Here is a 24,075-nt window from a genome sequence, read left to right as displayed (position 1 = left end):
TCGTGTTTATTAAACGGCGGCCTTTGCGCGCGCGATCAGGCCATTGGTGGAACTGTCATGCTGTGCCGGCTGTGCTTCGCCTGCCAGCTCGGCTTCGATCTTCTTGGCCAATACCTTGCCCAGCTCCACGCCCCACTGGTCGAAGCTGTTCAGGTCCCAGATCGCGCCCTGCACGAAGGTCTTGTGCTCGTACAGCGCAACCAGGGCGCCCAGCGTGGCCGGGGTCAGGTATTCCATCAGGATCGTGTTGCTCGGGCGGTTGCCGGGGAAGGTTTTATGTGGCGCCAGGCGCTCGACCTCGGCCAGTGACAAACCCTGGCCCTGCAAATCGGCGCGCACTTCGTCCAGCGTCTTGCCCTTCATGAAGGCTTCCGACTGGGCGAAGCAGTTCGCCAGCAGGGCGGTGTGGTGGTTGTGCAGCTCGTGGGCCGGGCGCAGGGCGGCGATGAAGTCGATCGGCGTCAGGTCGGTGCCCTGGTGCAGCAGCTGGAAGTAGGCGTGCTGGCCGTTGGTGCCGGGCTCGCCCCAGATCGCCGGGCAGGTCGGGGTGTCGACCGGTTCGCCGTCGCGCGTCACGCGCTTGCCGTTGCTTTCCATGTCGAGCTGCTGCAGGTAGGCCGGGAAGCGGCTCAGGTCCTGGTGGTAAGGGGCGATGGTGACCGAAGTCGCGCCCAGGAACTGGCGGTTCCAGAAGCCCACCAGGGCCAGGATGATCGGCATGTTCGCTTCGATCGGCGCCGTGCGGAAGTGCTGGTCCATCTCGTGGGCGCCGGCCAGAAAGTCGGCAAAGTAGCCGTAGCCGACGGCCAGCGCCACCGGCAGGCCGATTGCCGACCACACCGAATAACGGCCGCCGACCCAGTCCCAGAACGGGAACATGTTCTCGGGGTCGATGCCGAAGGTCTTGATGGCTTCGACATTGGTCGACACGGCCACAAAATGTTTCGCCAACGCCGCTTCGTCGGCGTTCGCCAGGAACCACTTGCGCGCGGTCTGCGCGTTCATCATGGTCTCGGCCGTGGTGAAGGTCTTCGAGGCGATGATGAAGAGCGTGGTTTCGGGATCGACCTTTTCCAGGGCCGCGTCCATGTCGTGGCCGTCGACGTTCGAGACGAAGTGCAGGCTCAGGCGCGGGTGGCTGTACTGGCGCAGGGCCAGGCAGACCATCTTCGGACCGAGGTCGGAACCGCCGATGCCGATGTTGACGATGTCGGTGATTGGTTTACCGGTATGGCCGACCCAGGCGCCGCTGCGCACCGCGTCGCTGAACGTCTTGACGCGCGCCAGCACGGCGTGCACGTCGGCCGTCACGTCCTGGCCGTCGACGTTCAGCTGCGCCTCGCGCGGGGCGCGCAGTGCGGTGTGCAGGACGGCGCGACCTTCGGTGTTGTTGATCTTGGCGCCGGCGAACATGGCGTCGCGCAATTGCTCGACGCCGCGCTCGCGCGCCAGGCTCGCCAGCAGTTCAAGCGTGCGCCCGTCCAGCCGGTTTTTTGAATAGTCTAGGAACAGGCCGGCGGCATCCAGCGAGAGGCGCTCGAAGCGCTGCGGATCAGCCGCGAACAGCTGGCGCATCTGCCAGTCTTCGGCCTCGACGGCGTGGGTTTCGAGGGCCTGGAAGCTGGCGGTGCTGGTCAAGGAAGGCTGGGGCATGGCTCGCGCGTGATAGTGTTTTGGACAGATTATCGAATAATACAGGAATCGTTCGTAAATTCACTACACAATGGATGGGTTCGCGCCGGCGAGTGTTATTCGATATGCCAACGTTGTACCGCGTGGGCTCGAGAGCCCACCCTACCAAAGCCGTAAATGCCGGCGGCCTGGTTTTCGTAGGGTGGGCACTCGTGCCCACGCAGTATGCAACCGCCGAGCAACCAGGAAATAGCCCCCACCAAATACCCCCAACCCAATTCTGTAGTAAAATTTCAGAGTCAAATTTTCGAAGGAACGATTATGGCGCTGCACCCCGTAGTTGAACAGGTAACGAACCGGATCATCAAGCGCAGCCGCGCGTCGCGCGCGGCCTACCTGGCGCATCTCGAGGCCGCACGTGTCCAGGGCGTGCAGCGCGGGGCGCTGTCGTGCACCAACCTGGCCCACGGCTTTGCCGCTTTCCCCGCCAACGACAAGCTGAAACTGCGCGAGCAGAAAAAGCCGTCGGTGGCGATCGTCTCGTCGTACAACGACATGCTGTCGGCGCACCAGCCTTTTGAATACTTCCCGAAGGTGATCAAGGACGCCGTGCGCGACATCGGCGCCGTGGCCCAGTTCGCAGGCGGCGTGCCGGCCATGTGCGACGGCGTCACCCAAGGCCAGCCGGGCATGGAACTGTCGCTGTTCTCGCGCGACACCATCGCCATGGCCACCGCCGTCGCGCTGTCGCACAACATGTTCGACGCCGCCCTCTACCTCGGCATCTGCGACAAGATCGTGCCGGGCCTGTTGATCGGCGCGCTGCACTTCGGCCACATCCCGGGCGTATTCGTGCCGGGCGGCCCGATGACCACCGGGATCTCGAACAAGGAAAAGGCGGCGATCCGCCAGCGCTACGCCAAGGGCGAAGCCACGCGCGAGGAACTGTTGGAAGGCGAATCGGCCTCCTACCACGGCGCCGGCACCTGTACCTTCTACGGTACCGCCAACAGCAACCAGATGCTGATGGAGATGATGGGCCTACACCTGCCGGGCGCCGCCTTCATCACGCCGGGCACGCCGCTGCGCGATGCGCTGACGGCCGCGGCATCGCACCAGGCGGTAGCGATCTCGCAGCAGGGCGGCAGCTACATGCCGATCGGGCACATCGTCGACGAAAAGAGCATCGTGAACGCCATCGTCGCCCTGCACGCCACCGGCGGCTCGACCAACCACACCCTGCACCTGGTGGCGATCGCGCGCGCGGCCGGCATCGTGATCGACTGGAACGACTTCGACGAGCTGTCGAAAGTGGTGCCGTCGCTGACCCGCATCTACCCGAACGGCGAAGCCGACGTGAACCACTTCCAGGCCGCCGGCGGCCCGGGCTTCGTGATCCGCGAGCTGCTCGACGCCGGCCTGGCCCACGAGGACGTCAACACCATCCTCGGCCACGGCCTGCGCAAGCACTGCATGGAGCCCTTCCTGGGTGAAGACGGCAAGGTGGTCTGGCGCGACCTGCCGCAGCAAAGCGGCGACGACAGCGTGCTGCGCCCGGCCACGAACCCGTTCGCCAGCAACGGCGGCATGGTGCTGGTCCAGGGTAACCTCGGCCGCGCCGTGATGAAGGTCTCGGCGGTCAAGCACGAGTACCACGTGGTGGAAGCGCCGGCGCTCACCTTTGACTCGCAGGAAGAGTTCATGCAGGCCTACAAGGACGGCAAGCTGAACCGCGACTTCGTCGCCGTGATCCGCTTCCAGGGCCCGCGCGCCAACGGCATGCCGGAACTGCACGCGCTGACCCCGGCGCTGTCGAACCTGCAGGATGCCGGCTTCAAGGTGGCGATGGTCACCGATGGCCGCATGTCGGGCGCCTCCGGCAAGGTGCCGGCGGCGATCCACGTGTCGCCGGAAATCCTGGCCGGCGGCCCGCTGGGCCTGGTTCGCAACGGCGACATCATCCGCGTCGACGCCACCAGCGGCACGCTCGATGCGCTGGTGCCCGAGGACGTCTGGGCTGCGCGCACCATGGCAACGGCCGATCTGTCGAAGAGCCACATCGGCATGGGCCGCGAGCTGTTCGCCATGTTCCGCGGCCATTCGAGCCCGGCGGAAGAGGGCGCGGCCACCTTCCCGCTGCCGTCGCCGATTCCCACCACCGTACCGCTGCATGAAGGCGTGGATGCCAACGAAGTCGTGCCCGGTTCCGACGAAGACTTTCTCTTTAGGACGCAGAAATGACCATGACCGTACTTGACATCATGCGCTCGGCGAGCGTGATCCCCGTGATCGCCATCGACGACCCGGCGCACGCCGTACCCCTCGCCAAGGCCCTGGTGGCCGGCGGCATCCGCGTGCTGGAAGTGACCCTGCGCACCGCGCACGGCCTGCAGGCGATCCGCGACATGGCGCAGGTGGAAGGCGCCATCGTCGGCGTCGGCACCCTGACCCAGCCGGAAGAATTCGTCGCGGCGCGCGACGCCGGCGCCGTGTTCGGCGTGTCGCCTGGTTTGACGCCTTTGCTGATCGAAGCGGCGAAAAAGAGCGGCCTGCCGCTGCTGCCGGGCGTGATGACGCCGTCGGAAGTAATGGCGGCGCGCGAGGCCGGCTTCAGGCAACTGAAGCTGTTCCCGGCGGTGCCGGCGGGCGGCGTCGGCATGCTGAACGCGATCGGCGGCCCGCTGCCGGACGTGACCTTCTGCCCGACCGGCGGCATCTCGATCGACACCGCGCCAAGCTTCCTGGCCTGCAAGAACGTGGCCTGCGTCGGTGGGTCGTGGCTGACGCCGAAGGATGCGCTGGCGAATGGCGACTGGGATCGGATTACCGAGCTGGCCAAGGCGGCGGCGGCGTTGCGCAAGCAGTAAGCTGGTACGCCACACGCTGGCGGGAAGGGAGGGGACGGCTACAGGCACTTGTAGCCGTCCCCTTTGTCATTGCCGAGGCCGTTATTTACTTTGGTGGTGGTGGCGGTTGCGTGGTCTCCACACCATTGCGGTAAGAATAGTCGAGCCAATAAACGACAAGACGATTATATTGAAGGCCTTTTCGATATTCATTCCCGGATCAAAGAAGAATATAGATATATAAATTACTGCAACCACCAGGAAGCCGACCCCGAGGGAAATAAAAGTGCGTTTCATGCAAAGGTCCTAACTTTCCCTTCGGCCTGCCACTTTCAACACCAGATGTTCCGAAAGCCAGAGAGTGAGAAAGGTAATAATGGTTGTAGCGAGCGACGCATAAAAGATGATGGTAAATGCGCGCTCTACGTACAGGTCGGGCGCATTCAGGATGACCGAGAGCCAGACAGCCCAGCAGACCAAGAAACCGGCTCCGAGTGAAAGTAGGATTCTCCGAGTCATGCGAAAGGCTCCACGGAAGGCATGAACTTCGGTACGCTATAACCCCCGGCGACATGAACATACCCTCTATCGCCAACGTGGAGCAGCGTGTGGCCGCAGAAGTTTGGGCCATCACCCGACACGACGACGGCACAAGTGTGCTTGAAGTCTGTTATGTCGAGCGGGCAGAGAATCATTTGATCGCCTTCGTACTTGGACATAATCGCCTCCGATCAGCACACCTTGTCGGCGCTGCAATCCCAGCCGCCAGACGTATTGCCTTGCGCGCCGCCCCGGATGCTCTGGCGTATATAGTTCCACTTGATCTTTGCGTACGCTACGTGCACTCGTTCACGGATGATTCCACCGTCGCCGCTGTCGGGAGTGATGTTCGCAATCATCAAGTTTTCCAGTTCGATTTTAAAGTACGGAATCGGCTTGCCGTCGCTGTCGGCCCGCATGAATTCGAAGAGTGCCTTCGGCATCGTCTTGCCTGCTACGCAGGTTTGAAGCAGCACCGGACTAGCGATGTCCGCCAGTTTCTGGAAGGTGATCGGATGAAGTTCAGCCCTTCCGCTGGTTAAGCCTCCAGCCGTCGATACCGTTTCTGCTCTTGGCTGGTGAATCGCGTACATCACGTTAGTTACTTCGATCCACTGCTTGTGCTTGTCGTCTTCCGATTCCCCGTTGATACCTTCGATCTTCAAGTACGCGTCGATAGCCAAGTTCGTCTCCGTTATGAATTATGCAATTACACGATTCTGGCCCGGCTCCATCGGAGCGGGATTGGAAGCCGTCAACCGTCCTCCTCTATAATCCTTGCACCGCCGATGAATCGGAATTCACCTACGGCGCGTTCTCGTATGACAGGAAAACAGCTCAACTATGCGTAGCAAGAAGCGTCCGCTGACAGAAGGCGAAATCGCGCTGACGTCCCTGCTGTTCCGCGATGCCATCGATTACCGGCGGGTACGTATTCATTGCCGGCGCTACATGCCATTGCAGCCAAAGAACTGCTGCATGACCCCCAACGGCAGCATGTATTTTCACCACACCTGCTTCCTCGACGACTACTCTCAAGCGGCTATCACCGGCCAGCACTGGTTCATGCACGAGATGGTGCACGTCTGGCAGCACCAGCTTGGCTACCCTGTGCGCCTGCGCGGCGCCGTGCGCCTGGGCCTGCAGTACAGCTACGAACTGCGCGAAGGCGCGACGCTGGCCGACTACAACATGGAAGCGCAGGGCGACCTGCTGGCCGATTACTTCGTCCTGAAATTCCTGCGCCGGCCGGACGCCATGCGCCAGCGCCAGTACGGCGGCCAGCTGGCGCTGTACGAGCGGGTGCTGGCCGGCTTCCTGGCCAATCCGGGCGACCGCGCGAACCTGCACTGCGGCCTGGCTGGCCGCATTGCCCGCTTCGGCTGACCGTCCGGCGATAGCGGCGCCGGCCATCCGTTGTCTACCCATCCAGCATTGCGTTTCCTCAATGCTGCTCTGCGGCAACAGCCTAGGCTTGGAATCCCTTCCTGCTCTCCTGTTTTCCGACACCATGAAGCTGTTGCCGACCCTGCTGCTGACCGTCCTGCTCGCGCCCCCGGCGCAGGCCGCGCGCCGCATCGGCGAGGCCGAGGTCCGCACTGGGGCGAACGGCGTGCCGTGCTTCACGATCTCCGCACGTGAAGAACAACGCGGCGGTGCGCCGGACTTCCAGTCAATGACGGTCAGCGACAGCAGCGGCAAGCCGATGTGGAAAATGACGATGCCGCGCGAGCGCACCTTTCCGGTCACCCACAGCATGTGCATTCCGTACGCGGGACGGGTGCAGGCGCTGCCGCAGACGCCGGCGGCGGTGCTGGAAGCGGGCACGGCCTACCAGGCGCTGATCGAGGCACGCAAGGCGAGGAACGCGGGCAGTCCCTTGCGCTATCTGGCCCGGTTTTGCCTGGCGCCTGAAGCTGGTTCGGTTGGCGCACAGGCACCCTCGATGCGCATTCGAAGCAACTGCCCGCCGGCTGAGCACTCGGTGCAAAGCCAGGCGCGATGACAGGCTGCCTGCCGCGTCAATCCGATATCTGCCTGACTTGAAAATGCCAGCGGCGCTCAAGACAGTTTCGTTTTGCCTGGAACAAATCCGCTTAATCGCTCTGCAATAGAAAGAAAACAAGTGAATTATCGGCCGGATAATTCCGATGGCAATTCCATTCACACCGCCTGTTATCGAATCACCCACGCCCTGTTGCGTCATCGCGGTTTTGATAATCGCTCATTGCCCGACAGACAACGTCCTGAAACACCTTCACACCTTGCTGACATGACTATCCGAACCCGCCTGATAGCGACCATGGCATTGCTGAGCGTCCTGATGATCTTCATCGGTACCGCCGGCATCCTGGCCCTGAACGACACCAACGCCGTTCTCAAGAACGTCAACGAAAATTCCATGGTCTCCATGAAGTCCATCATGGATGCCCAGATCCAGATCGACCGCGCGCGTCTTTCGATCGACCGCGTCGCGCTGCTGCCGGACGCGGAGAATGCCGCCGATACCCTGACCCGCGCCGAAGGTTTCCTTGCTGCCAGCGACAAGGCCTGGGCACGCTACGCCGCCTTGCCATTCGACGACGGCGAGCAGGCGATGGCAAACGGCGTCGACGCCGCGCGCCAGGCCCTGGTCAAGGACGGCATCCGCGCCGCCATCAAGGCGCTGCGCGAGAAGAACCAGCCTGAAGTCGACCGCCTGATGCTGAGCGAAGTCACGCGCCTGTTCCGCATCTACACCGACAGCGCCGAAAAGCTCTCGTCCTACCAGCTCGAATCGGCCACCCGCCAGTACACCGACAGCCAGGCGGCCTACCACCGCAACATGGCGTTCTCGGTCGGCGCGATCGTGGCCGGCCTGCTCGCGGCGCTGGTCTCGACCGTGCTGCTGCTGCGCGCCGTGATGACGCCGTTGAAGCAGGCCCTGGGCCACTTCAACGCCATCGCCGAGGGCAAGCTGACCAACACCATCGATGCGACCCGCAAGGACGAGATGGGCGCGCTGATGCGCGGCCTGGCGACGATGCAGGACAGCCTGGCCGACACGGTGCGCGGCGTACGCAGCGGCAGCGACGCCATCGCCACCGCCAGCGGCGAGATCGCCGCCGGCAACCTCGATTTGTCGAGCCGCACCGAGCAGCAGGCGGCCAACCTGGAAGAGACCGCGTCCTCGCTCGAGGAACTGACCTCGACCGTGCGCCAAAACTCGGAGAATGCGCGCCAGGCCAGCCAGCTGGTCGGCTCGGCGTCGCAGATCGCGGTAAAAGGCGGCGAGATCGTCGAGCGCGTGGTCGACACCATGGCTTCGATCAGCCAGTCGTCGGACAAGATCGCCGACATCATCGGCGTCATCGACAGCATCGCCTTCCAGACCAACATCCTGGCGCTGAATGCGGCGGTGGAAGCGGCGCGCGCCGGCGAACAGGGCCGCGGCTTCGCCGTGGTCGCCACCGAGGTGCGCAACCTGGCGCACCGCTCGGCCAGCGCCGCCAAGGACATCAAGCAGCTGATCACCGATTCCGTGGAACAGGTCTACACCGGCAGCGCGCTGGTGAACGAAGCGGGAACGACGATGCAGGAAATCGTCGCCAGCGTGCGCCGCGTCACCCAGATCATGGACGAGATCAGCGCAGCCGGCAGCGAGCAGGAAGTCGGCATCGAGCAGATCAACACCGCCGTGGCCGAGATGGATGTCGTGACCCAGCAGAACGCCGCCCTGGTCGAGGAAGCCGCAGCGGCCTCGCAGTCGATGCAGGAGCAGGCCGCCCAGCTGGCAGGCATGGTCAGCGTGTTCCAGGTGGCTGCGAATGCAGCGCAAACCGTGGCGCAACCTGTGGCTCAACCCGTGGTTCAACAGGCCAAGCCGAAACTGGCAGCGCCTGTGCAGGGCACCAAGCAGGCCGCGCCGAAGCCAGGCCGCAAGCAGGCCCCGGCGGCGCCGGAGACTGCCGGCGAGTGGGAAGAGTTCTGAGCCCCTATCCGATGGTATAGCTGGCTTGTGGCGGCCGGCGGCCCCACAATTGCGGGATTACGGCATGGCTTGACGACACATGTCCGCATTCTCGCATCTTCTCCTTTCCGGCTCGGCACGGGCGATCGGCCAGGCCATCGCCACCGGCGAGCTCACCGCCGTCGACGCCGCGACCTGGTACCTGCAACGCATCGCGCAATTCGACAGCTGCCCGGATGGTGTCAATGCCGTGCGCAGTATCTCGCCGCTGGCGCTGGACGAAGCACGCCGCGCCGACGCCGAGCGCGCAGCCGGGCGTGTGCGCGGACCGCTGCATGGCGTGCCTTACCTGGTCAAGGACAACGTGTTCACGGGCGACGGCAGCCACGCATCGGCCGGCAGCCAAGCCCTGACCTACTTCCTGCCGCCGTATGAAGCCACGCTGGTACGGCGCCTGCGCGAAGCCGGCGCTGTCCTGCTCGGCAAGACCAACCTGACGGAGTTCGCGGACTTCGTGTCCGATACGATGCCGTCCGGTTTCAGCGGCGCCGGCGGGGTCGTGCGCAATCCGCATGGCGTGCCCTACGGACGCGGCCAGGGGTCGAGCGTCGGTTCCGCCGCGGCGGTGGCGGCGCGCTTCTGCGCCTTTGCGATTGGATCGGAAACGCAGAATTCGATCCAGGCGCCGGCGGTCCACAGTTCGGTGGTCGGCTTCAAGCCAACGGTCGGCCGCATCAGCCGGCACGGCATGTTCCCGCTGGTGCCGAGCCAGGATTCGCCCGGCCCGCTCACCGTGACGGTGGACGATGCCGCGCTGGTCGTGGAGGTCGTGGGCGGCGCCGACATGCACGACACGGCCACGCTTGCCTCGATAGTAAAGGCGGCGCCGTTGCCCATGCACGGTCTGCGCATCGGCATCCCGCGCCGCCACATTGCCGACCCTGTCCTCATTCCCAGCCGCGAACCGGCTTTCGAGCGTGTGCTCGCGGCGCTGGCCCGGGCCGGCGCCGTCATCGTCGACCCCTGCGACCTGCCAGGCGCCGACACGCTGGCCGAGGTGCGTTCCTGCGTCTTCCGCAGCGAATTCAAGGCCAGCCTGGACACACTGCTGGAATCTCTGACCCCTGCGGCATGGCCTCGATGGACGACATCATCCGCTGGAACCGCGCGCACCCGGACGCCATTCCGTATCGCCAGCCGCTGCTGGAAGCGGCCAGCGTGGCGCCCGATATCCGCTCGCCTGCCTACCTGGCCGACCGCCGGCGCGATCTGGAACTGAGTATCGATGCGGGTATCGCGGGCGCGCTCGGGGCAGGGAAGGCCGACGTCCTGCTGGCGCCCATGAGCGCCGCCGCCAAATGCACCGGCAAGGCGGGTGCACCGGTGATCGCCATTCCCGCCGGCCTGGACGCGGACGGCCTGCCTTTCGGCGTCACGGTGTTTGCGGCGCCGGGGCAGGACGCGCGGGTGCTGCAGGCTGCCCTGCTGGTCGAGCGGATTGCCGGAGAACGGATCGCGCCTGTGCTGGCTTAGCCGGCGCGCTTGCCGGCCGCCGCTCAGTTCCGGGATGCTGCTGGCGGCGCAACGATCCGCAAGCGTACGGGCAGGCCTTCCAATGCGCCTGCCAGCAAGCGGCACAGCAGCAGCACCGGCAGGTACACGACAAAAGTCCAGGCGTTCTCCTCGCCCAGCAGCGCGCGGTAGCCCGCCACCACGCCCAGCACCACGAACATGTGCGACAGGTACAGTTCGTAACTCAGCTCGCCCATGCGCGCCAGCCAGCCCAGGGCGCACCGTGGGGCCGGCGGGTGCGCGTGGAACGCCAGCAGCAGCAGGCAGGCGCCGATGCACAGCCAGTACAGGTTGGACTTGTACAGGTGGCGCCAGGTGAAGTCGCCCCACACGAAGGCCAGCACCAGGCACAGCGCGCCGCACACGGCCATCGCCTGCGCCTGGCCTCGCGACGGCGACCAGCGCCGCGCCAGCAATGCCGCCAGCACGCCCCAGGCAATCGCCGCCATGCCGGGCAGGTAAGCCTTTTCGCGCCAGACTTCGTCCTGCGGCGGCACCAGGTCGCGCAGCGGCGACAATGCCAGCGCCCACAGCAGCAGCGTGCCAACCAGGAGCTTGCGCGGCAGCCACAGGCACAGCAGCGGGAAGCCGAGATAAAAGGCTTCTTCGATCGACAGCGACCACAATACGTCCCAGCCTGCCGGCGCCCAGCCGGTGCGGCCTTCGTACAGGTTGAAGGTGAAGGTGAGCGCCGACGCCAGCAGGCCGGCGGTGGATTGCTCGCCCTCGGGTGCAAAGCCCGGCACGCCGGACAAGGCGAGTATGCTCAGCACCGCGAGGACCAGCCAAAGCAGGGGCAGGATGCGCCTGGCCCTGGCGGCATAGAAGCGGCGCAGGTCGACGCGCTCCAGGCGGCCGTCGCGGTCGATGATGCGCGTGGCGATCAGGAAGCCGGAGATGACGAAGAACACGAACACCGCCTCGTAGCCATTGAAGCTGATGGCATCGACCAGGCGCTTCGGCAGCCACTCGCCCAACAGGCTGGGGCCGAGCGGCAGGCGGAAGGGCAGGGCGAGGTGGTGCACGATCACCAGCAGGATCGCCAGGCCGCGCAGGCAGTCGATGCCGGCGTTGCGGCTGCGCCGGACCGGCACCGCGGCCGCCGGCGCCGGCGCTGGCGTGTCGCGGGTAGCTAGGGTCGCTATGCTCATCGGCTGGCCGTCTCCTGGGGTGTGAATGATGCGAGCTGGTGGAGGATCGCATACGCGGCCGTGACGCGGGCAGGAATCGGGTAGTTTTTATTCGCCAGCAGGACAATGCCGATGCGGCGCTGCGGGATGAAGGCGGCATAGGCGCCGAAGCCGCCGGTCGAACCGGTCTTGTTGAACAGGGTCCCCTCTGGCGCCGGGGCTGGCGCAAGCGGCGTGACGGGATTGGTTTCCAGGCTGATGCGCGTCGAATTCCCGTCCAGCAGGCGCTGCAAGGTGAACGGCGCGCGGTACTGCTCCCAGCCCAGGCCCTGCACCATGGCTCCCACTTCGTAGAAGCCGACCTGCGTGCCTTCGACGGCGCGGCGCAGTGTCGGGTCCAGGCGTGCCGGCTCGATGTTCGCCTGCAGGTAGCGCACCATGTCGGCGGCGCTGGACTTCACGCCGTAGCTTTCCGCATCGAAGACGCCGGGCGTTACCCGCACCGGCTTGTTGTCCGCGTTATAGCCCCAGGCGTAGTCGGCCATCGCGGCTTGCGGTATGCGCACATGGGTGTGGCGCAAGCCGAAGGCCGGGAACATTTGCCGTTCCAGGGCGTCGCCGAAATCGGACTGCAAGGCCACGGCGGTGGCGCGCCCCATCAGGCCGATGCTCGGGTTCGAATAGCGGCGCTCGGCGCCGGGCGCGGCGCCTGGTTGCCAGGCGCGCAGCCAGGCCAGCGTCCGGGCATCGTTACCCACTTCGTCCGGCACCTGCAAGGGCAGGCCGGCTGCGGTATAGGCGCCGAGTTCGCGCAGGGTGGCCCGGTCGAGCGCGCTCCCCTCCAGCGCCGGCAGGTACTTGCCTGGATGGTCGTCGAGCGACAGCTTGCCGCGCACCTCGGCGTAAGTGGCCAGGGTCGCCGTGAAGGTCTTGCTGATCGAGCCGAGCTCGAACAGGGTGTGCTCGGTGACTGGCCTGGCGGGCGACTTCGAGGCCAGGCCGTAGTTGAAGAACATGGCCTGGCCGTCGATCGTGACTGCCACCGCCATGCCGGCCACGCCGTATTGCGCCATCACCGGCTGCACTGCGCGGTCGACGATGCCTTTCACAGTACTGGTTTCAACGGCGCCGGCAGAAAGGATAGTGGAACAGGCGAGGGCGATGGCAAGGCGGTTAACAGGCATGGTGACTCCGTGTCGGGTGCAGGATGGGCTCAGTATAGGTGTGCCAACACAGACGCTGACAGGGCCGCCATCCCACCCAGCCGGCGTTTCATCACATGGCCGCTTTCACGGCATCCAGATAGCGTTCGCTGACTGCCACCACGGCGCCACAGCGCAGCGTGAGGCGCCAGCTGGCGTCGCCGCTGTCGAGGCGCGCGATCTGCTCGCGCCGCACGATGGCGCTGCGGTGCACGCGCAAGAAGGCGCCTGGCGCCAGCAGGGTTTCCAGGCTGCCCAGCGTGATCCGGTGCAGCACGCTGCGCGCGGCCAGGTGCAGTTCGACGTAGTTGCCGGCCGAGGCGGCCCAGCAGATGTCATCGATGGCGATGCGCTCGATGCGCCCCACCGAGCGCACGTTCAGGTGGTCCGGTTTGCCATCCTGCGCATAGTCGCGCAAGGCCGCGCCATAGGCTGCGCGCTGGCGTCCGCGCAGCAGGGCAGCGCTGCGTTCCACGGCCTGGGCCAGGCGCGCATCGTCCAAGGGCTTCAGCAGGTAGTCGAGCGCATGCACCTCGAAGGCTTCGACCGCATGCGTACTGTGGGCGGTCACGAAGACGACCAGCGGCGGTTCAGGCAGGCGCGCCAGTTCGCGCGCCAGCACCAGGCCCGATTCATGCGGCATCTGGACGTCGAGGAAGACCAGGTCGATCTCGCCGTTTGCCAGGACCGCGCGCGCGTCTGCGGCGCTGGCGCATTCGGCCATCAGTTGCCATTCCGGATACGCACGCATCGCCAGGCGCAGGTTGCTGCGGCCGGGCAGTTCGTCGTCGACGATCAGGTAGCGAATCGGCATGTCAGTCCTCCCCGGCGAGCGGCAGGCGCACCTCGGCGACGAAGCGTTCGCCCTGCAGACCGGCCTGCAGCGAGGCGCCCGGATGCATCAGGCGCAGCCGCTCGCGCGTGTTGGCCAGGCCGAACCCGGCGCCGGGATTGGCCGGCGTGCCGGGGCCGGCCGGGTTGGTGACGCGGATCGCCAGGTCGCTGCCGATCCGGGCGAAAGTCAGGCGGATGTCGCCCGGCCCGGCGCGGCAGTCGAGGTCGTGGCGCAGTGCATTCTCGATCAGCGGCTGCAGCAGCAGGGGCGGGCAGGCGGCGTCGTGCAGGATGGGGCCATCGCCCTCGATTAGCACCTGCAGCCGCTCGCCATAGCGCAGGCGCTGCAGGTCGAGGTAGCCGCGGACAAAAGCGAGTTCCTCGGCCACCGTGGAGCTGCTGCGGGTACTCGCGGCCAGCGCATAGCGCAGCAGCTCGCTCAGGCGGCCGATGCCGCCCAGGGCCAGGGCCGTGTCGCCGCCGCGCACCAGGGCGCTGATGGCGTTCAGGGCGTTGAACAGGAAGTGCGGTTCGAGCTGGGCGCGCAGGGCCAGCATGCGCTGTTCTTCAAGTGCCAGGCGCAGCTGCAGCATGTCGGTCTGTGAACGCTGCCAGGCCAGTTCGCGTTCGCGCGCACGGCGCCAGTAATGCAGGGCGAGGACGGCGGCAAAGGTGCCGCTGGCCGAGAACCAGCCGACCAGCAGCATCTTGCGCAGCAGTTGCCAGACGTCGCCGAGGCTGGCGATATCCAGGTAACCGCGCATCCACGCCATCCAGGTCCATTGTGCGGGCTGGAACACCAGCACCAGGCCGAGGAAGAGGGCGAACACATGGCGCGGCCGTTCGGTCAGGCCGGGCCAGCGCGACAGCGCCAGCGACAGGCCGGCGCTGAGCACGATCAGCGGCACCGCGTATTCGAGGAACCAGGTGGCGAGCAGGGCCGGGTAGTGGCTGTCGATGCCGCCGCGCAGGTTGTCGCTGTAGGTCTGCAGGGCGCCGAGCATGCTGATGGCCGTCCACAGCAGCAGCGCGATGGCGATGTTGCGAGTGGCGGATACCGGGGCAAGAGGGGCAAGGTGGGAGCGGTCCTTCATCGACAAAAGTATAACAGTGGCAACAATTGTCGGGCCGCTGGCGCTATCCCGACCGTCACACGGAACCGGGGTTTCGTCCCTGCGCTGCTGCCGCCCGGCAGGCGGCGCGGCAGAATTCAAAGCATACCGACACCTTCAGGAGCACCCTTGAAACGACTGATCCTCGCCTCGGCTTTCTTTCTGTGCCTGGGCGCCGCCGCCGCACCCCTGCCTTACCAGCTGGACGGCACCGAAGTGCGCGACATCCACTCCGCCAGCCTGAAGCGCGACTACCAGCTGCTGGTGGCGCTGCCCGAATCCTACGGAAGTTCGCAGCGCCGCTACCCGGTGCTGTTCGTCACCGACGCCAACTACGCCTTCCCGCTGGCGCGCGCCATCGCCAGCCGCCTGGCCAGGCACGCCGGCATGGAAGAGGCAATCGTGGTCGGCCTGTCGTACGCGAAGGGCGACACGCCCGGCTACAGCCGGCGCCGCGACTACACGCCCTCGACGCCACGTTCCCAAGCCTACGTCTCGGACATGCCGGGCCGCGCGCCCGCATTCGGCGAAGCCGGCGCCTACGGCCGCTTCATCGCCAGCGAGGTCTTCCCCCTGATCGCCGCGCAGTACCGGGCCGACATGCGGCGCAAGGCCTTTGTCGGCCATTCCTACGGCAGCCTGCTGGGGCTGGAGATCCTGCTGACCAAGCCGGCCACCTTCGAGCATTACATCCTCGGCAGCCCATCGCTGTGGTTCGACCGCGGCGTGCTGTTCGCGCGCGAGCAGGCCTACGCCAAGGCAGGGCGCGAGCTGCCGGCGTCGGTGTATTTCGGCATCGGCGGACGCGAGACGCTGGCACCGGGGGAGCGCCGTTCGCGTTCGGAAGAAGAGGCCGACATGGTGGCCGACCTGAAGGAGTTCGATGCGGCCTTGAAAAGCCGGCGCTACTGCGGCCTGCGTACCCAGCTCGAGGTCTTCCCGGGCGAAGACCACGCCAGCGTGTTCCCCCTCGTGTTCACGCACGGCCTGCGCGCCTGGCTCGGCAAGGCGCGCTAGCGTCAAGCCGCGGGCCGGATGTTCTGGTTGCTGCGGAAAAGATTGTCCGGGTCGTACTGCGCCTTGATCTCCTTCAGCCGCGCGTAATTCGGGCCGTAGGCTTCGGCGATGCGGTCGACCTCGTCCTCGTTGAGGAAGTTGATGTACACGCCGCCGGCGGCATGCGGTGCGGCCGCCTGGAAGAATGCACGCGCCCAGGCCAGGCAGCGGGCGTCGTCCTGCGGGTCGAGCCAGCGCGTGTGCACGTTCATCGCATACAGCGCGGCGCGGTGCGGATAGGCCATCTCTTCCGGTGCGTGCGTATTCGCCGCGCCGCCCAGCAGGCCCAGGAAAATCTCGCTGTGTTCGGAGGGCAGCTTGCCGGCGTACTCGGTCACCACGTCGAGCGCGGCGTCGCTCAGCGTATTGAAGTTGTGCGACTTCCAGTAATTGCGCGCCGGCGGAATCAGCAAAGGATCGAAGACCTGCTGCCAGGCCGTATAGGGCACGGCGCCGACGTGCTCGCCCAGCGGCTCGCCAAAGGCGCGGACATCGGCAATCGCGCTTTCGACCTCATGCGAGGGCTGGGGCGAAAAGAAGACCAGGGCCGCGATGTCGGTGCCATGCACGCTCGCGGCCAGGAAGGGCAGCGGCGGCGCCTTGCGCAGCACCGCCCACAGCGACAGGTCCGGCCCAAGCGCCTCGGCATAATCGCGGTACTTCCGCAGCACCGGCCCGGCCTGCGATCCCGGGAACACGATCAGGCCGGCCGTCACGGTCGGGCCGACCGGATGCAGCGCGAACTCGAAGGTCGTCACAGCGCCGAAATTGCCGCCGCCGCCGCGCAGCGCCCAGAACAGATCGGGATGGTGCGCGCCGTCGACGTGCAGGCGCTCGCCGCTGGCGACGACGATGTCGGCCGCCACCAGGTTATCGACCGTCATGCCGTACTTGCGCGTCAGCCAGCCGAAGCCGCCGCCCAGCGTCAGGCCGCCGACGCCGGTACTCGAGTTGATGCCGAGCGGCGTCGCCAGCCCGTAGGCCTGGGCCTCGTGGTCGAAGTCGCGCAGGGTGGCGCCGCCCTCGACCCAGGCGCGCTTTTCCCCGGGCGCGATGTGCACCGAGCGCATCGCGCTCATGTCGATCACGATGCCATCGTTCACCAGCGCGCTGCCGGCGATGTTGTGGCCGCCGCCGCGCACCGCCAGCGGCAGGCCGTGCTCGCGCGCGAAGTTGACGCCGGCGCGCACGTCGGCCGCGCCGGCGCAGCGCAGGATCACGGCCGGGCGCTTGTCTATCATCGCGTTCCAGATCGCACGGGCGGCGGCGTACTGCGGCTCGCCCGGCAGCAGCAGGCTGCCCCTGAGGCCGGCCTGGAGTTCCTGCAGTTCGCTTGTCCCTACGGTGTTCATGGCATCCCCCGCAACGGTTCGTTGACCAACCTTCATGATAGGAAGGCGGGGGAGGGATGCAAGCAGACGAGGCGACAGCTGTGTTGTATCAGTCCTTCGACAGCGGCGTGATCGACTTGCTGACCTTGCCCTGCTCGTCGAGCATCCGGATCTCGGCCTTGCCGTCGGCGCTGACCAGCAGCAGCATGCGTACCCGTCCCTGCGCGTCCTTCAGTTGCAGCGCCGAGCCCTTGTCGCCGGTATTCCCGAGCCAGATGCGGTTCTTGTTCAGCCGGCCCTGTTCGGACAATTTTGTCCAGTACGCCTGCTGCTGCGCCTGCGGCAGCTTGCCGGCTTCCTCGCGGAAGCGTGCGATGTCGTCCATCGACGTCGTCTGGAAATGCGGGACGTCGTTGATGCGGATGCCCGTCATCTGGTGGCTGGTGCTGTCGTTGTTGATGAGCTGCATGGCCTGGTCCTGGCGGAAGCGGTCGAAGGTGAGCGACAGGCCGGAGGCGATCGTGCCGTCGCGCCGATGCTGCCTTTCTGGATCAGGCCGCCATTTTCCGTGCCTTCCTCGTTAATGAACAACATGCCGGCAACGTCGCGCCGGTCGGGGCGGGCGCCTTCCTTCCCCTGCAGGAAGTCGCCGGGGAATTGCGCCTTGTTCGACAGGATGATGCGCTTGGTGCCGTCCGGCTCGACGATGTTGATGCGTCCAACCGTGATCTCGTCGAAGCTGGCGTGCTGGCCAGGCAGTTTGGCCCCGGTCAGGGTGACGATGGCGGCCAGGGCGGCGGCCATGGTGGCCGCGCCGGTCAGAAAGGTGCGAATCTGCGACATGGTTTTTCCTTTGCTTGGCGAATCAACGTAACTTGGTTTTCAGGCGGCGCAGGCGCCATTCTAGGAACAGGCCGACGAAACCGCAGGCAAACACGATCGCGCCGATGTATTGCAGGAGGCGGTTGGCGGGCGCCTGTATATGTCGAGTATCGATCAGGTCGAAGCGGCGGCGGCCGTTTTGCGCCGGCTCGCCATACACGGTGCCGCGGCTCTCAGGCCACTCCACGGTCATGGGCCGCGCCCGGTCGCTGCGGAAGGCCGCCATTTGCTTCGACGTTTCCGGTTGGGACAGAAGACCGGCCGCCATCTTCAGGGTCACGATTTCGTCGTGCTTCTCGAAGATGTTTTCCGGCTCGCCGTTCAGGATGACGCCGGGCGAGGTGTATTTGTAGATTTCGTTGGAAAAGAAAATGCCGTCATTCGCGGCCAGCATCAGGGCAAAGCCGAGTAGCCAGGCCGCGCCGGAACCGACCAGCCACTCTTTCGAATCCTTGAGCTGGGTGAGGTTTGCCGCCGTGGTGAATCGGGCCACGGCGGGAATATGGTTGAGCGTCGTCGACAGCAAGTCCTTGTCGACCTCTTTCAGGAAAGTCGCTTCGTCCATCTCCAGGCCGACGAGGATGGTGGAAAACATCTCGGCCGAGGGCACGGATTTATCGTTTTCCAGTTTCGACAAATAGGATTGCTCGACGCCCGCCGCCTGCGCAAACTGCGGCTGGGTGAGTCCTTTTTCGGTCCGGAGCTGTTTCAGCCGTTCGCCAAAATTCATGACCAGCTTTCCTGTTGGTGATTGGAAAGTCATATTCTTTGCCATTCACCGACGACTTGAAAGATGAATATCCGCGAATACGAAGGAATATAGAAGAAATCTACTTCAAAGCCGGGGTCAGGTCTGCCATCCAGACACGAGCTCAAGCGTAATGAGCCGGTCCGGGTTTGGTTACAGTCGAGGCCGTGTCTGGATGGCAGACCTGACCCCCGTTGTTTTATTGCTTCATTGTGCGGTGAGGAAGCGTTTCATTTCGGCCTGGAAGCGCGCCGGCTGGTCCCACATGATGAAGTGGGCGCTGTCCGGAATGCGCTTCAGGGTCAGTTTCTGTACCGGCGAATACGCGCCCTTGTAGGCGGCGTCGAACTGCTCGGCCGGGATCGGCACCGTCTTCGGCTGGATGTAGAGCACCGTCATCGGCACCGTGATCTTCGCCAGCTCGGGAACCAGGTTGGTGACGATCAGCTCGCGGTAGGCGCGGATGCCCACATCGGCGTCGCTCGACACCGAATCGCTCACCGCGCCGGCGCGCATCGATTCGGTATCGACCATGCCGGCGATGGTGGCGTTGGCATTCGTGCGGCGCTGTTCTGGCGAGGCCGCGCGCATGCCGGCGGCAACCTGGTCGGCCACCGCCGTCACCTTGTCGGGCCCCGCGCCCGGGCCGGCGAAGAACATGCCGAGGTAGGGGAACATGTCGACCACCATCAGGCGCGACAAGCTGTCCGGATGGCGCGCGGCCAGCATCATGCCGATCGTGCCGCCCATCGAGTGGCCGATCACGGCCGGCTGCTTCAGGTCCGCTTCCTTGATGTAGCGCGCGATTTCCTCGGCCACCGGCGCGGCCACGTTGCCTTCCTTGTTGGCGCCCGCCGGCTGGCCGGCGAAGCCCGACACCTGCACCAGGTGGTAGCGGTAGCCCGGCACGGCGGCGACCGTCGAGGCCCAGGCGCGCGGCGAGGAATTCAGGCCGGGAATCAGGACCACGTCCGGGCCGGAACCCTCGGTGCGCACCGTGATGCGTTCCGAGGCGAAGGGTGCGGCCAGCGCATTCGCCAGCGGCAGGGCCGCGCTGGCCACCAATGCGGTGGCGATGAAGGTACGGCGCGAAAATAGCGTGAAGCTCATGTCAATCCCCATGGTTGTATTGGATACTCATTCGTGGCGCAGGCAATCCACCGGCAGCAGGCGCGAGGCGCGGCGCGCCGGATAAAAGCCGAAGAACACGCCGACCGCGCTGGCAAAGGCGCAGGCCACGATCACGGCCTTCAGGCCGACCGCCACCTCGAAGTCGGCAAAGGCGGTAACGGCCGCCGCACCCGCCGCCGCAATCGCGATGCCCACCGCAGCGCCGGCCAGGCAGATCACCACCGCCTCGACCAGGAATTGCAGCAGGATGTCGCGCGGCTTGGCGCCGATCGCCATGCGGATGCCGATCTCGCGGGTGCGCTCGGTCACCGAGACCAGCATGATGTTCATGATGCCGATCCCGCCCACCAGCAGCGAGATGCCGCCGATCACGCCCAGCAGCAGCGCAATCCCCGTGCTGATCTTGGCGCCGGTGGCGGCAAAGGTGGCCATGTTCTGCACGCGGAAGTCGTCCGGGTCGTCGAGCTTGATGCGGTGGCGGTCGCGCAGGGCTTCCTTCATGTCCTCGACCGCGTCGTTCATCAGCGCTTCCGAGCGGCCCTGGGCGGCGATGTAGTGGACGTTGTCGGGAAAGGGCCCGCGCACCATGTAGGCGCGCGCCGCGGTGATCGGCACCAGCACCATCTCCGACAAATCGCCGCCGTCGATCTGGCGTCCTTCGCCCTGCAGCACGCCCACCACCTGGAACGCCACGTTCTCGATGCGCAGGTAGCGCCCCAGCGGATCGAGCCGGTAGAAGAACTGGTCGGCCACCTTCTGGCCGATGACCACGGTGCGCGAGGCGGCGCGCACGTCGTCGTCGGTGAACATGCTGCCCTGGTCGATCTTCCAGTTGCGGATCTTGAACATGGCCGGCGTCACGCCGAACACCAGGCTGGACGAGGTCTCGTTGCCGGCGGCGAGCTTGAAGCTGCCTTGCAGGGCGGGCGCCGCGCCCGACAAATTCGGCAGGCGGCCGAGGGCCTCGGCGTCGGCCAGCGTCAGCGAGGGCGCGGCGCCGCTGCGCATGCGCTCTGCCTGGGTGCGGTCGCCGCCCGGGAACACGTAGACCATGTTGGTGCCCAGCGCCTGCAGTTCCTTGGCGATGAAGCGCTGCATGGTGTCGCCCAGGGCCAGCATCAGCACCACCGAGGCGATGCCGATCACGATGCCGAGCATGGTCAAGGCGGTGCGCAGCCGGTTCGCCGCCATCGAGCGGAAGGCTTCGACGATCACTTGCAGCAGCTTCATGGTGAGCTTCCGTGGTCTGGCACATGCGCAAGGTGCTCGTGGCTGGCGGCCAGCTGGCGCAAGCCTTCGCCGGCCGGGCCGTCGTACAGCACGCGGCCATCCTTCAGGCGCACCAGGCGCCGGCTCCAGGCGGCGATGTCGGGTTCGTGGGTCACCAGCACGATGGTGATGCCGCGCTCCTTGTTCAATACCTGCAAGCCGCGCATGATCTCGTCGCTGGTGTGCGTGTCCAGGTTCCCGGTCGGCTCGTCGGCCAGGATCAGCGGCGGGTCGCCGACCAGGGCGCGCGCAATGGCCACGCGCTGCTGCTGGCCGCCCGAGAGCTGGTTCGGGGTGCGCTTGCCGAAGCCGGCCAGGCCCACGCGTTCGAGTTCGGTCTGCGCCTTGGCCAGCGCGCGCCCGCGCGGCACGCCGGCGTAGATCAGCGGCAGCGCCACGTTCTCGGCCACGCTCATGCGCTTGATGAGGTTAAAACTCTGGAACACGAAGCCGATGGTGCGGTTGCGGATCCCGGCCAGCTGCGCGCGGCTCAAGGTCAGCGTGTCGGCGCCGTCCAGCAGGTAGTCGCCGCCGGTCGCCTGGTCGAGGCAGCCGAGGATGTTCATCAGGGTCGACTTGCCGGAACCCGACTGCCCCATCACCGCGATGAAGTCGCCGCGCTCGACCTGCAAGTCGACGCCGAACAGCACCGGGGTTTCGACGCTGCCGGAAAAGTAGCTCTTGGTGACGGCGCGGATGTCGATCAGCGTCTTGTTCGATGCGCCCGGCATCACATGCCCTGGCTTGGCGCCAGCGAACGCGTGATCACGCGCTCGCCCGCCTTCAGGTCGCCGCTCACGATCTCGGTATACCGGAAGTTCGACAGGCCGATACGCACGTCCACCGGTTTCGGCTGGTTGCGGGCGTCGAGCTTGTAGACCTTGAAGACGCGCGCGGTGTCGCTGCGGTCCTGCAGCGCCAGGTCGTCCTCAAACGCGGGCGCCGGGACCGCAGCCGCGGTCTTGCTGGCATCCTGCGTTGCATCCTTCTTCTCACGTTCGGCCTTGCGCTCCTTTTCCTGCTCTTCGTCGGACAGGCGGAAGCGCAGCGCCGCGGTCGGGATGCGCAGCGCCTTGGGCCGGTTGTCGACCACCAGGCGCACCTGGGCCGTCATGCCGGTTTCAGCAACTCGTCGGTGTTGTCGACGTCGAGCACGACGTTGTAGGTGACCACGTTCTGCACCACGTTCGGCGCCAGGCGGAACTGGCGCATGGTGGCGTTGAACTCGCGGTTCGGGTAGGCGTCGACCACGAAGCGTCCCGCCAGGCCGCTTTTCAGGGCGCCGACGTCGGCTTCCGACACGCTGGTGTCGATCTGCATCTTGGTCAGGTCCTGGGCGATCTGGAACAGGTTCGGGGTGTTGAACGAGGCAGCCACCGTCTGGCCGAGGTCGATGGTGCGCTTGATGACCACGCCGTCGATCGGGCTGCGGATCACGCTGTTGTCGAGGTCGGCCTGGGCGCGGTCGACTTGCGCCTTGGCCAGCAGGATGTTGGCGCGGGCGACGTCGAGTTCGCGGCGCGACTGATCGAGGGCGGAGCCGGACACGAAATTTTGCGCCACCAGCTGGCGGTTGCGTTCGTAGTTGGACTGGGCCAGGCTGAGCGAGGCCTGGCTCGAAGCGAGGCTGGCGCGCGCCTGCCCGACCTGGGCGTTGAAGATGGTGGGGTCGAGCTTCAAGAGCACCTGCCCCTTTTTCACGCGGTCGTTGAAGTCGGCCCTCAGCTCGACCACGGTGCCCGAGACCTGCGAGCCGACGTTGATCAGCGCGACCGGGTTGATGGTGCCGGTGGCGGTAACGGTGTGGGTGATGCTGCCGGTGTCGACGGTGGCCACGCGGTAGGCCAGCGGCGGCACCTGCGGTTCCTTGCCGCGGCTGGCGACGGCCAGCGCCACCGCGCCGGCGCCAAGGAGGAGGGCGGCCGCAACGACCCGTTTCTTCGTGAAAATCTTCATCCAGTTCCGCCTGTCAAAATCCGATGCCTGAGATTAATCTTGAACAGTGTCAGATATTTTTGTTGTTTCGGCAATGCATTATGGGTATGCATGCTGCGAATTCGGATATGCACGCCAGCCCTGCGGCAGATGCCCGGAAAAGCCGCAGCCGGGGAGGGCGATCCGTTAAAATGTCGCCATTTCCCCATCATCCAAGCGAATCATCATGACTCAGGACGAACTCAAGCAAGCCGTTGCACGCGCCGCCATCGACTACGTGGTCGAGGGCGAAATCATCGGCGTGGGCACCGGCTCGACGGCCAACTTCTTCATCGACGAGCTGGCGAAGATCAAGGACAGCATCAAGGGCACCGTCGCCTCGTCGGAAGCCACCGCGGCGCGCCTGCGCGGCCACGGCATCCCGGTGTTCGACCTGAACGAAGTCGACTCGATTGCCGTCTACATCGACGGCGCCGACGAAATCACCGACGAAGGCGCGATGATCAAGGGCGGCGGCGCGGCGCTCACGCGCGAGAAGATCGTCGCTTCGGTGTCGAAGCAATTCGTGTGCATCGCCGACGGTTCGAAACTGGTGCCGACGCTGGGTAACTTCCCGCTGCCGGTGGAGGTGATTCCGATGGCGCGCGCGGCCGTGATCCGCCAGCTGGCGGCGCTCGGCGGCCAGCCGCGCCTGCGTACCAAGCCGGATAGTACCGATGCCTTCATCACCGACAACGGCGGCGAGATCATCGACGTGGCCGGCCTGGCGATCGCCGATCCGGTGGCGCTGGAAACGCAGATCAACGGCATCGTCGGCGTGATCGCGGTCGGCCTGTTCGCCCAGCGCGGCGCCAACGTCTGCCTGCTCGGCACTGCCGACGGCGTGAAGACCCTGGCCTTCTGATC

25 protein-coding genes are annotated in these 24,075 nt (G+C 65.8%); 9 read left to right on the top strand and 16 right to left on the bottom strand.

The features are described from left to right. Nucleotides 1–9: 9 nt before the first annotated feature. Nucleotides 10–1,653 (bottom strand): glucose-6-phosphate isomerase, encoded by a 1,644-nt coding sequence (gene pgi / locus QWL29_RS18200; RefSeq protein WP_305824294.1) that lies wholly within the window; start codon nt 1,651–1,653, stop codon nt 10–12. Nucleotides 1,654–1,953: 300 nt separating this feature from the next. Here pgi and edd point away from each other — a divergent pair, with 300 nt between their 5' ends. Together edd and eda are read left to right on the top strand one after the other, a co-directional pair. Then, entirely contained in the window at nt 1,954–3,873 is a 1,920-nt protein-coding gene (gene edd / locus QWL29_RS18195) for a phosphogluconate dehydratase (protein WP_305824293.1), read from the top strand. Beyond that, on the top strand, nt 3,870–4,499 hold the full coding sequence (eda, locus tag QWL29_RS18190; RefSeq protein ID WP_305824292.1) for a bifunctional 4-hydroxy-2-oxoglutarate aldolase/2-dehydro-3-deoxy-phosphogluconate aldolase: 630 nt from the start codon (nt 3,870–3,872) through the stop codon (nt 4,497–4,499). The genes edd and eda overlap by 4 nt, the downstream gene beginning before the upstream one ends. Before the next feature lie 81 nt (nt 4,500–4,580). On the opposite strand, the gene QWL29_RS18185 is transcribed toward eda, so the two are convergent. Together QWL29_RS18185 and QWL29_RS18180 are read right to left on the bottom strand one after the other, a co-directional pair. Beyond that, nucleotides 4,581–4,775: a hypothetical protein gene (locus QWL29_RS18185; protein ID WP_305824291.1), complete on the bottom strand. Its 195-nt coding sequence runs from the start codon at nt 4,773–4,775 to the stop codon at nt 4,581–4,583. A 434-nt stretch (nt 4,776–5,209) separates the two neighbouring features. Next, nucleotides 5,210–5,701, bottom strand: a complete 492-nt coding sequence (locus QWL29_RS18180) for an Hcp family type VI secretion system effector (protein ID WP_305824290.1) — start codon at nt 5,699–5,701, stop codon at nt 5,210–5,212. Nucleotides 5,702–5,861: 160 nt separating this feature from the next. On the opposite strand from QWL29_RS18180, the gene QWL29_RS18175 reads away from it, so the two are divergent. From QWL29_RS18175 to QWL29_RS18155, 5 genes are all read left to right on the top strand, one after another. Beyond that, nucleotides 5,862–6,404 (top strand): Rhs element Vgr protein, encoded by a 543-nt coding sequence (locus tag QWL29_RS18175; protein ID WP_305824289.1) that lies wholly within the window; start codon nt 5,862–5,864, stop codon nt 6,402–6,404. Between the two features lie 88 nt (nt 6,405–6,492). Next, on the top strand, nt 6,493–7,023 hold the full coding sequence (locus tag QWL29_RS18170) for a hypothetical protein (RefSeq protein ID WP_305824288.1): 531 nt from the start codon (nt 6,493–6,495) through the stop codon (nt 7,021–7,023). 267 nt (nt 7,024–7,290) lie between these two features. After that, nucleotides 7,291–8,988, top strand: coding sequence for a methyl-accepting chemotaxis protein (locus tag QWL29_RS18165; protein WP_305824287.1), 1,698 nt, complete (start codon nt 7,291–7,293; stop codon nt 8,986–8,988). A gap of 79 nt (nt 8,989–9,067) precedes the next feature. Then, the gene (locus tag QWL29_RS18160) at nt 9,068–10,246 is read left to right on the top strand and encodes an amidase family protein (RefSeq protein WP_305824286.1); all 1,179 of its coding nucleotides are present in this window, start codon (nt 9,068–9,070) and stop codon (nt 10,244–10,246) included. Beyond that, entirely contained in the window at nt 10,186–10,500 is a 315-nt protein-coding gene (locus QWL29_RS18155; RefSeq protein WP_305824285.1) for an amidase family protein, read from the top strand. Before QWL29_RS18160 ends, QWL29_RS18155 begins: the two co-directional genes overlap by 61 nt. A 23-nt stretch (nt 10,501–10,523) precedes the next feature. Here QWL29_RS18155 and QWL29_RS18150 read toward each other — a convergent pair whose 3' ends face one another. From QWL29_RS18150 to QWL29_RS18135, 4 genes are all read right to left on the bottom strand, one after another. Continuing rightward, nucleotides 10,524–11,690 carry an acyltransferase family protein gene (locus QWL29_RS18150; protein WP_305824284.1) on the bottom strand — a complete coding sequence of 389 codons (1,167 nt, stop codon included), beginning with the start codon at nt 11,688–11,690 and terminating at the stop codon, nt 10,524–10,526. After that, a complete protein-coding gene (gene ampC / locus QWL29_RS18145; RefSeq protein ID WP_305824283.1) occupies nt 11,687–12,853 on the bottom strand; it encodes a class C beta-lactamase in 1,167 nt (388 codons plus the stop codon). The genes QWL29_RS18150 and ampC overlap by 4 nt, the downstream gene beginning before the upstream one ends. A gap of 91 nt (nt 12,854–12,944) precedes the next feature. Next, nucleotides 12,945–13,685, bottom strand: coding sequence for a LytR/AlgR family response regulator transcription factor (locus tag QWL29_RS18140; RefSeq protein ID WP_305824282.1), 741 nt, complete (start codon nt 13,683–13,685; stop codon nt 12,945–12,947). A gap of 1 nt (nt 13,686) precedes the next feature. After that, nucleotides 13,687–14,799 (bottom strand): sensor histidine kinase, encoded by a 1,113-nt coding sequence (locus QWL29_RS18135; protein ID WP_305824281.1) that lies wholly within the window; start codon nt 14,797–14,799, stop codon nt 13,687–13,689. A gap of 147 nt (nt 14,800–14,946) precedes the next feature. On the opposite strand from QWL29_RS18135, the gene QWL29_RS18130 reads away from it, so the two are divergent. Then, entirely contained in the window at nt 14,947–15,834 is an 888-nt protein-coding gene (locus tag QWL29_RS18130; protein ID WP_305824280.1) for an alpha/beta hydrolase, read from the top strand. Nucleotides 15,835–15,836: 2 nt separating this feature from the next. Here QWL29_RS18130 and QWL29_RS18125 read toward each other — a convergent pair whose 3' ends face one another. The 9 genes from QWL29_RS18125 to QWL29_RS18085 all read right to left on the bottom strand — a co-directional run bounded on the left by QWL29_RS18125 (nt 15,837) and on the right by QWL29_RS18085 (nt 23,190). Next, the gene (locus tag QWL29_RS18125; RefSeq protein ID WP_305824279.1) at nt 15,837–17,225 is read right to left on the bottom strand and encodes an FAD-binding oxidoreductase; all 1,389 of its coding nucleotides are present in this window, start codon (nt 17,223–17,225) and stop codon (nt 15,837–15,839) included. A gap of 88 nt (nt 17,226–17,313) precedes the next feature. Continuing rightward, entirely contained in the window at nt 17,314–17,673 is a 360-nt protein-coding gene (locus QWL29_RS18120; RefSeq protein ID WP_305824278.1) for a hypothetical protein, read from the bottom strand. Then, the gene (locus tag QWL29_RS18115) at nt 17,634–18,047 is read right to left on the bottom strand and encodes a hypothetical protein (RefSeq protein WP_305824277.1); all 414 of its coding nucleotides are present in this window, start codon (nt 18,045–18,047) and stop codon (nt 17,634–17,636) included. Before QWL29_RS18115 ends, QWL29_RS18120 begins: the two co-directional genes overlap by 40 nt. A gap of 22 nt (nt 18,048–18,069) precedes the next feature. After that, nucleotides 18,070–18,816, bottom strand: coding sequence for a helix-turn-helix domain-containing protein (locus QWL29_RS18110; RefSeq protein WP_305824276.1), 747 nt, complete (start codon nt 18,814–18,816; stop codon nt 18,070–18,072). A 225-nt stretch (nt 18,817–19,041) separates the two neighbouring features. Beyond that, nucleotides 19,042–19,944 (bottom strand): alpha/beta fold hydrolase, encoded by a 903-nt coding sequence (locus tag QWL29_RS18105; protein WP_305824275.1) that lies wholly within the window; start codon nt 19,942–19,944, stop codon nt 19,042–19,044. Between the two features lie 27 nt (nt 19,945–19,971). After that, nucleotides 19,972–21,195 carry an ABC transporter permease gene (locus QWL29_RS18100; RefSeq protein WP_305824274.1) on the bottom strand — a complete coding sequence of 408 codons (1,224 nt, stop codon included), beginning with the start codon at nt 21,193–21,195 and terminating at the stop codon, nt 19,972–19,974. After that, the gene (locus QWL29_RS18095; RefSeq protein ID WP_305824273.1) at nt 21,192–21,965 is read right to left on the bottom strand and encodes an ABC transporter ATP-binding protein; all 774 of its coding nucleotides are present in this window, start codon (nt 21,963–21,965) and stop codon (nt 21,192–21,194) included. The genes QWL29_RS18100 and QWL29_RS18095 overlap by 4 nt, the downstream gene beginning before the upstream one ends. After that, complete coding sequence (locus tag QWL29_RS18090) at nt 21,965–22,348, bottom strand: efflux RND transporter periplasmic adaptor subunit (RefSeq protein WP_305824272.1); 384 nt, start codon at nt 22,346–22,348, stop codon at nt 21,965–21,967. Before QWL29_RS18090 ends, QWL29_RS18095 begins: the two co-directional genes overlap by 1 nt. Further along, nucleotides 22,345–23,190: an efflux RND transporter periplasmic adaptor subunit gene (locus QWL29_RS18085; protein ID WP_305824271.1), complete on the bottom strand. Its 846-nt coding sequence runs from the start codon at nt 23,188–23,190 to the stop codon at nt 22,345–22,347. Before QWL29_RS18085 ends, QWL29_RS18090 begins: the two co-directional genes overlap by 4 nt. Nucleotides 23,191–23,395: 205 nt before the next feature. On the opposite strand from QWL29_RS18085, the gene rpiA reads away from it, so the two are divergent. Further along, nucleotides 23,396–24,073 (top strand): ribose-5-phosphate isomerase RpiA, encoded by a 678-nt coding sequence (rpiA, locus tag QWL29_RS18080; protein ID WP_305824270.1) that lies wholly within the window; start codon nt 23,396–23,398, stop codon nt 24,071–24,073. Nucleotides 24,074–24,075 lie beyond the last annotated feature (2 nt).

It is taken from the genome of Massilia brevitalea (genome assembly GCF_030711405.1).
Classification (GTDB): Bacteria; Pseudomonadota; Gammaproteobacteria; order Burkholderiales; family Burkholderiaceae_D; genus Telluria; species Telluria brevitalea.
Note: the sequence above shows the minus strand (reverse complement) of the source record. Positions and strands in the feature narration are given on the sequence as shown.

Bases quoted from the DNA above. Each gene is read 5' to 3' on its own strand.
- pgi (WP_305824294.1), bottom strand. From the start codon at position 1,653: ATGCCCCAGCCTTCCTTGACCAGCACCGCCAGCTTCCAGGCCCTCGAA.
- edd (WP_305824293.1), top strand. From the start codon at position 1,954: ATGGCGCTGCACCCCGTAGTTGAACAGGTAACGAACCGGATCATCAAG.
- eda (WP_305824292.1), top strand. From the start codon at position 3,870: ATGACCATGACCGTACTTGACATCATGCGCTCGGCGAGCGTGATCCCC.
- QWL29_RS18185 (WP_305824291.1), bottom strand. From the start codon at position 4,775: ATGAAACGCACTTTTATTTCCCTCGGGGTCGGCTTCCTGGTGGTTGCA.
- QWL29_RS18175 (WP_305824289.1), top strand. From the start codon at position 5,862: ATGCGTAGCAAGAAGCGTCCGCTGACAGAAGGCGAAATCGCGCTGACG.
- QWL29_RS18165 (WP_305824287.1), top strand. From the start codon at position 7,291: ATGACTATCCGAACCCGCCTGATAGCGACCATGGCATTGCTGAGCGTC.
- QWL29_RS18160 (WP_305824286.1), top strand. From the start codon at position 9,068: ATGTCCGCATTCTCGCATCTTCTCCTTTCCGGCTCGGCACGGGCGATC.
- QWL29_RS18150 (WP_305824284.1), bottom strand. From the start codon at position 11,690: ATGAGCATAGCGACCCTAGCTACCCGCGACACGCCAGCGCCGGCGCCG.
- ampC (WP_305824283.1), bottom strand. From the start codon at position 12,853: ATGCCTGTTAACCGCCTTGCCATCGCCCTCGCCTGTTCCACTATCCTT.
- QWL29_RS18140 (WP_305824282.1), bottom strand. From the start codon at position 13,685: ATGCCGATTCGCTACCTGATCGTCGACGACGAACTGCCCGGCCGCAGC.
- QWL29_RS18135 (WP_305824281.1), bottom strand. From the start codon at position 14,799: ATGAAGGACCGCTCCCACCTTGCCCCTCTTGCCCCGGTATCCGCCACT.
- QWL29_RS18125 (WP_305824279.1), bottom strand. From the start codon at position 17,225: ATGAACACCGTAGGGACAAGCGAACTGCAGGAACTCCAGGCCGGCCTC.
- QWL29_RS18120 (WP_305824278.1), bottom strand. From the start codon at position 17,673: ATGCAGCTCATCAACAACGACAGCACCAGCCACCAGATGACGGGCATC.
- QWL29_RS18115 (WP_305824277.1), bottom strand. From the start codon at position 18,047: ATGTCGCAGATTCGCACCTTTCTGACCGGCGCGGCCACCATGGCCGCC.
- QWL29_RS18110 (WP_305824276.1), bottom strand. From the start codon at position 18,816: ATGAATTTTGGCGAACGGCTGAAACAGCTCCGGACCGAAAAAGGACTC.
- QWL29_RS18105 (WP_305824275.1), bottom strand. From the start codon at position 19,944: ATGAGCTTCACGCTATTTTCGCGCCGTACCTTCATCGCCACCGCATTG.
- QWL29_RS18100 (WP_305824274.1), bottom strand. From the start codon at position 21,195: ATGAAGCTGCTGCAAGTGATCGTCGAAGCCTTCCGCTCGATGGCGGCG.
- QWL29_RS18095 (WP_305824273.1), bottom strand. From the start codon at position 21,965: ATGCCGGGCGCATCGAACAAGACGCTGATCGACATCCGCGCCGTCACC.
- QWL29_RS18090 (WP_305824272.1), bottom strand. From the start codon at position 22,348: ATGACGGCCCAGGTGCGCCTGGTGGTCGACAACCGGCCCAAGGCGCTG.
- QWL29_RS18085 (WP_305824271.1), bottom strand. From the start codon at position 23,190: ATGAAGATTTTCACGAAGAAACGGGTCGTTGCGGCCGCCCTCCTCCTT.
- rpiA (WP_305824270.1), top strand. From the start codon at position 23,396: ATGACTCAGGACGAACTCAAGCAAGCCGTTGCACGCGCCGCCATCGAC.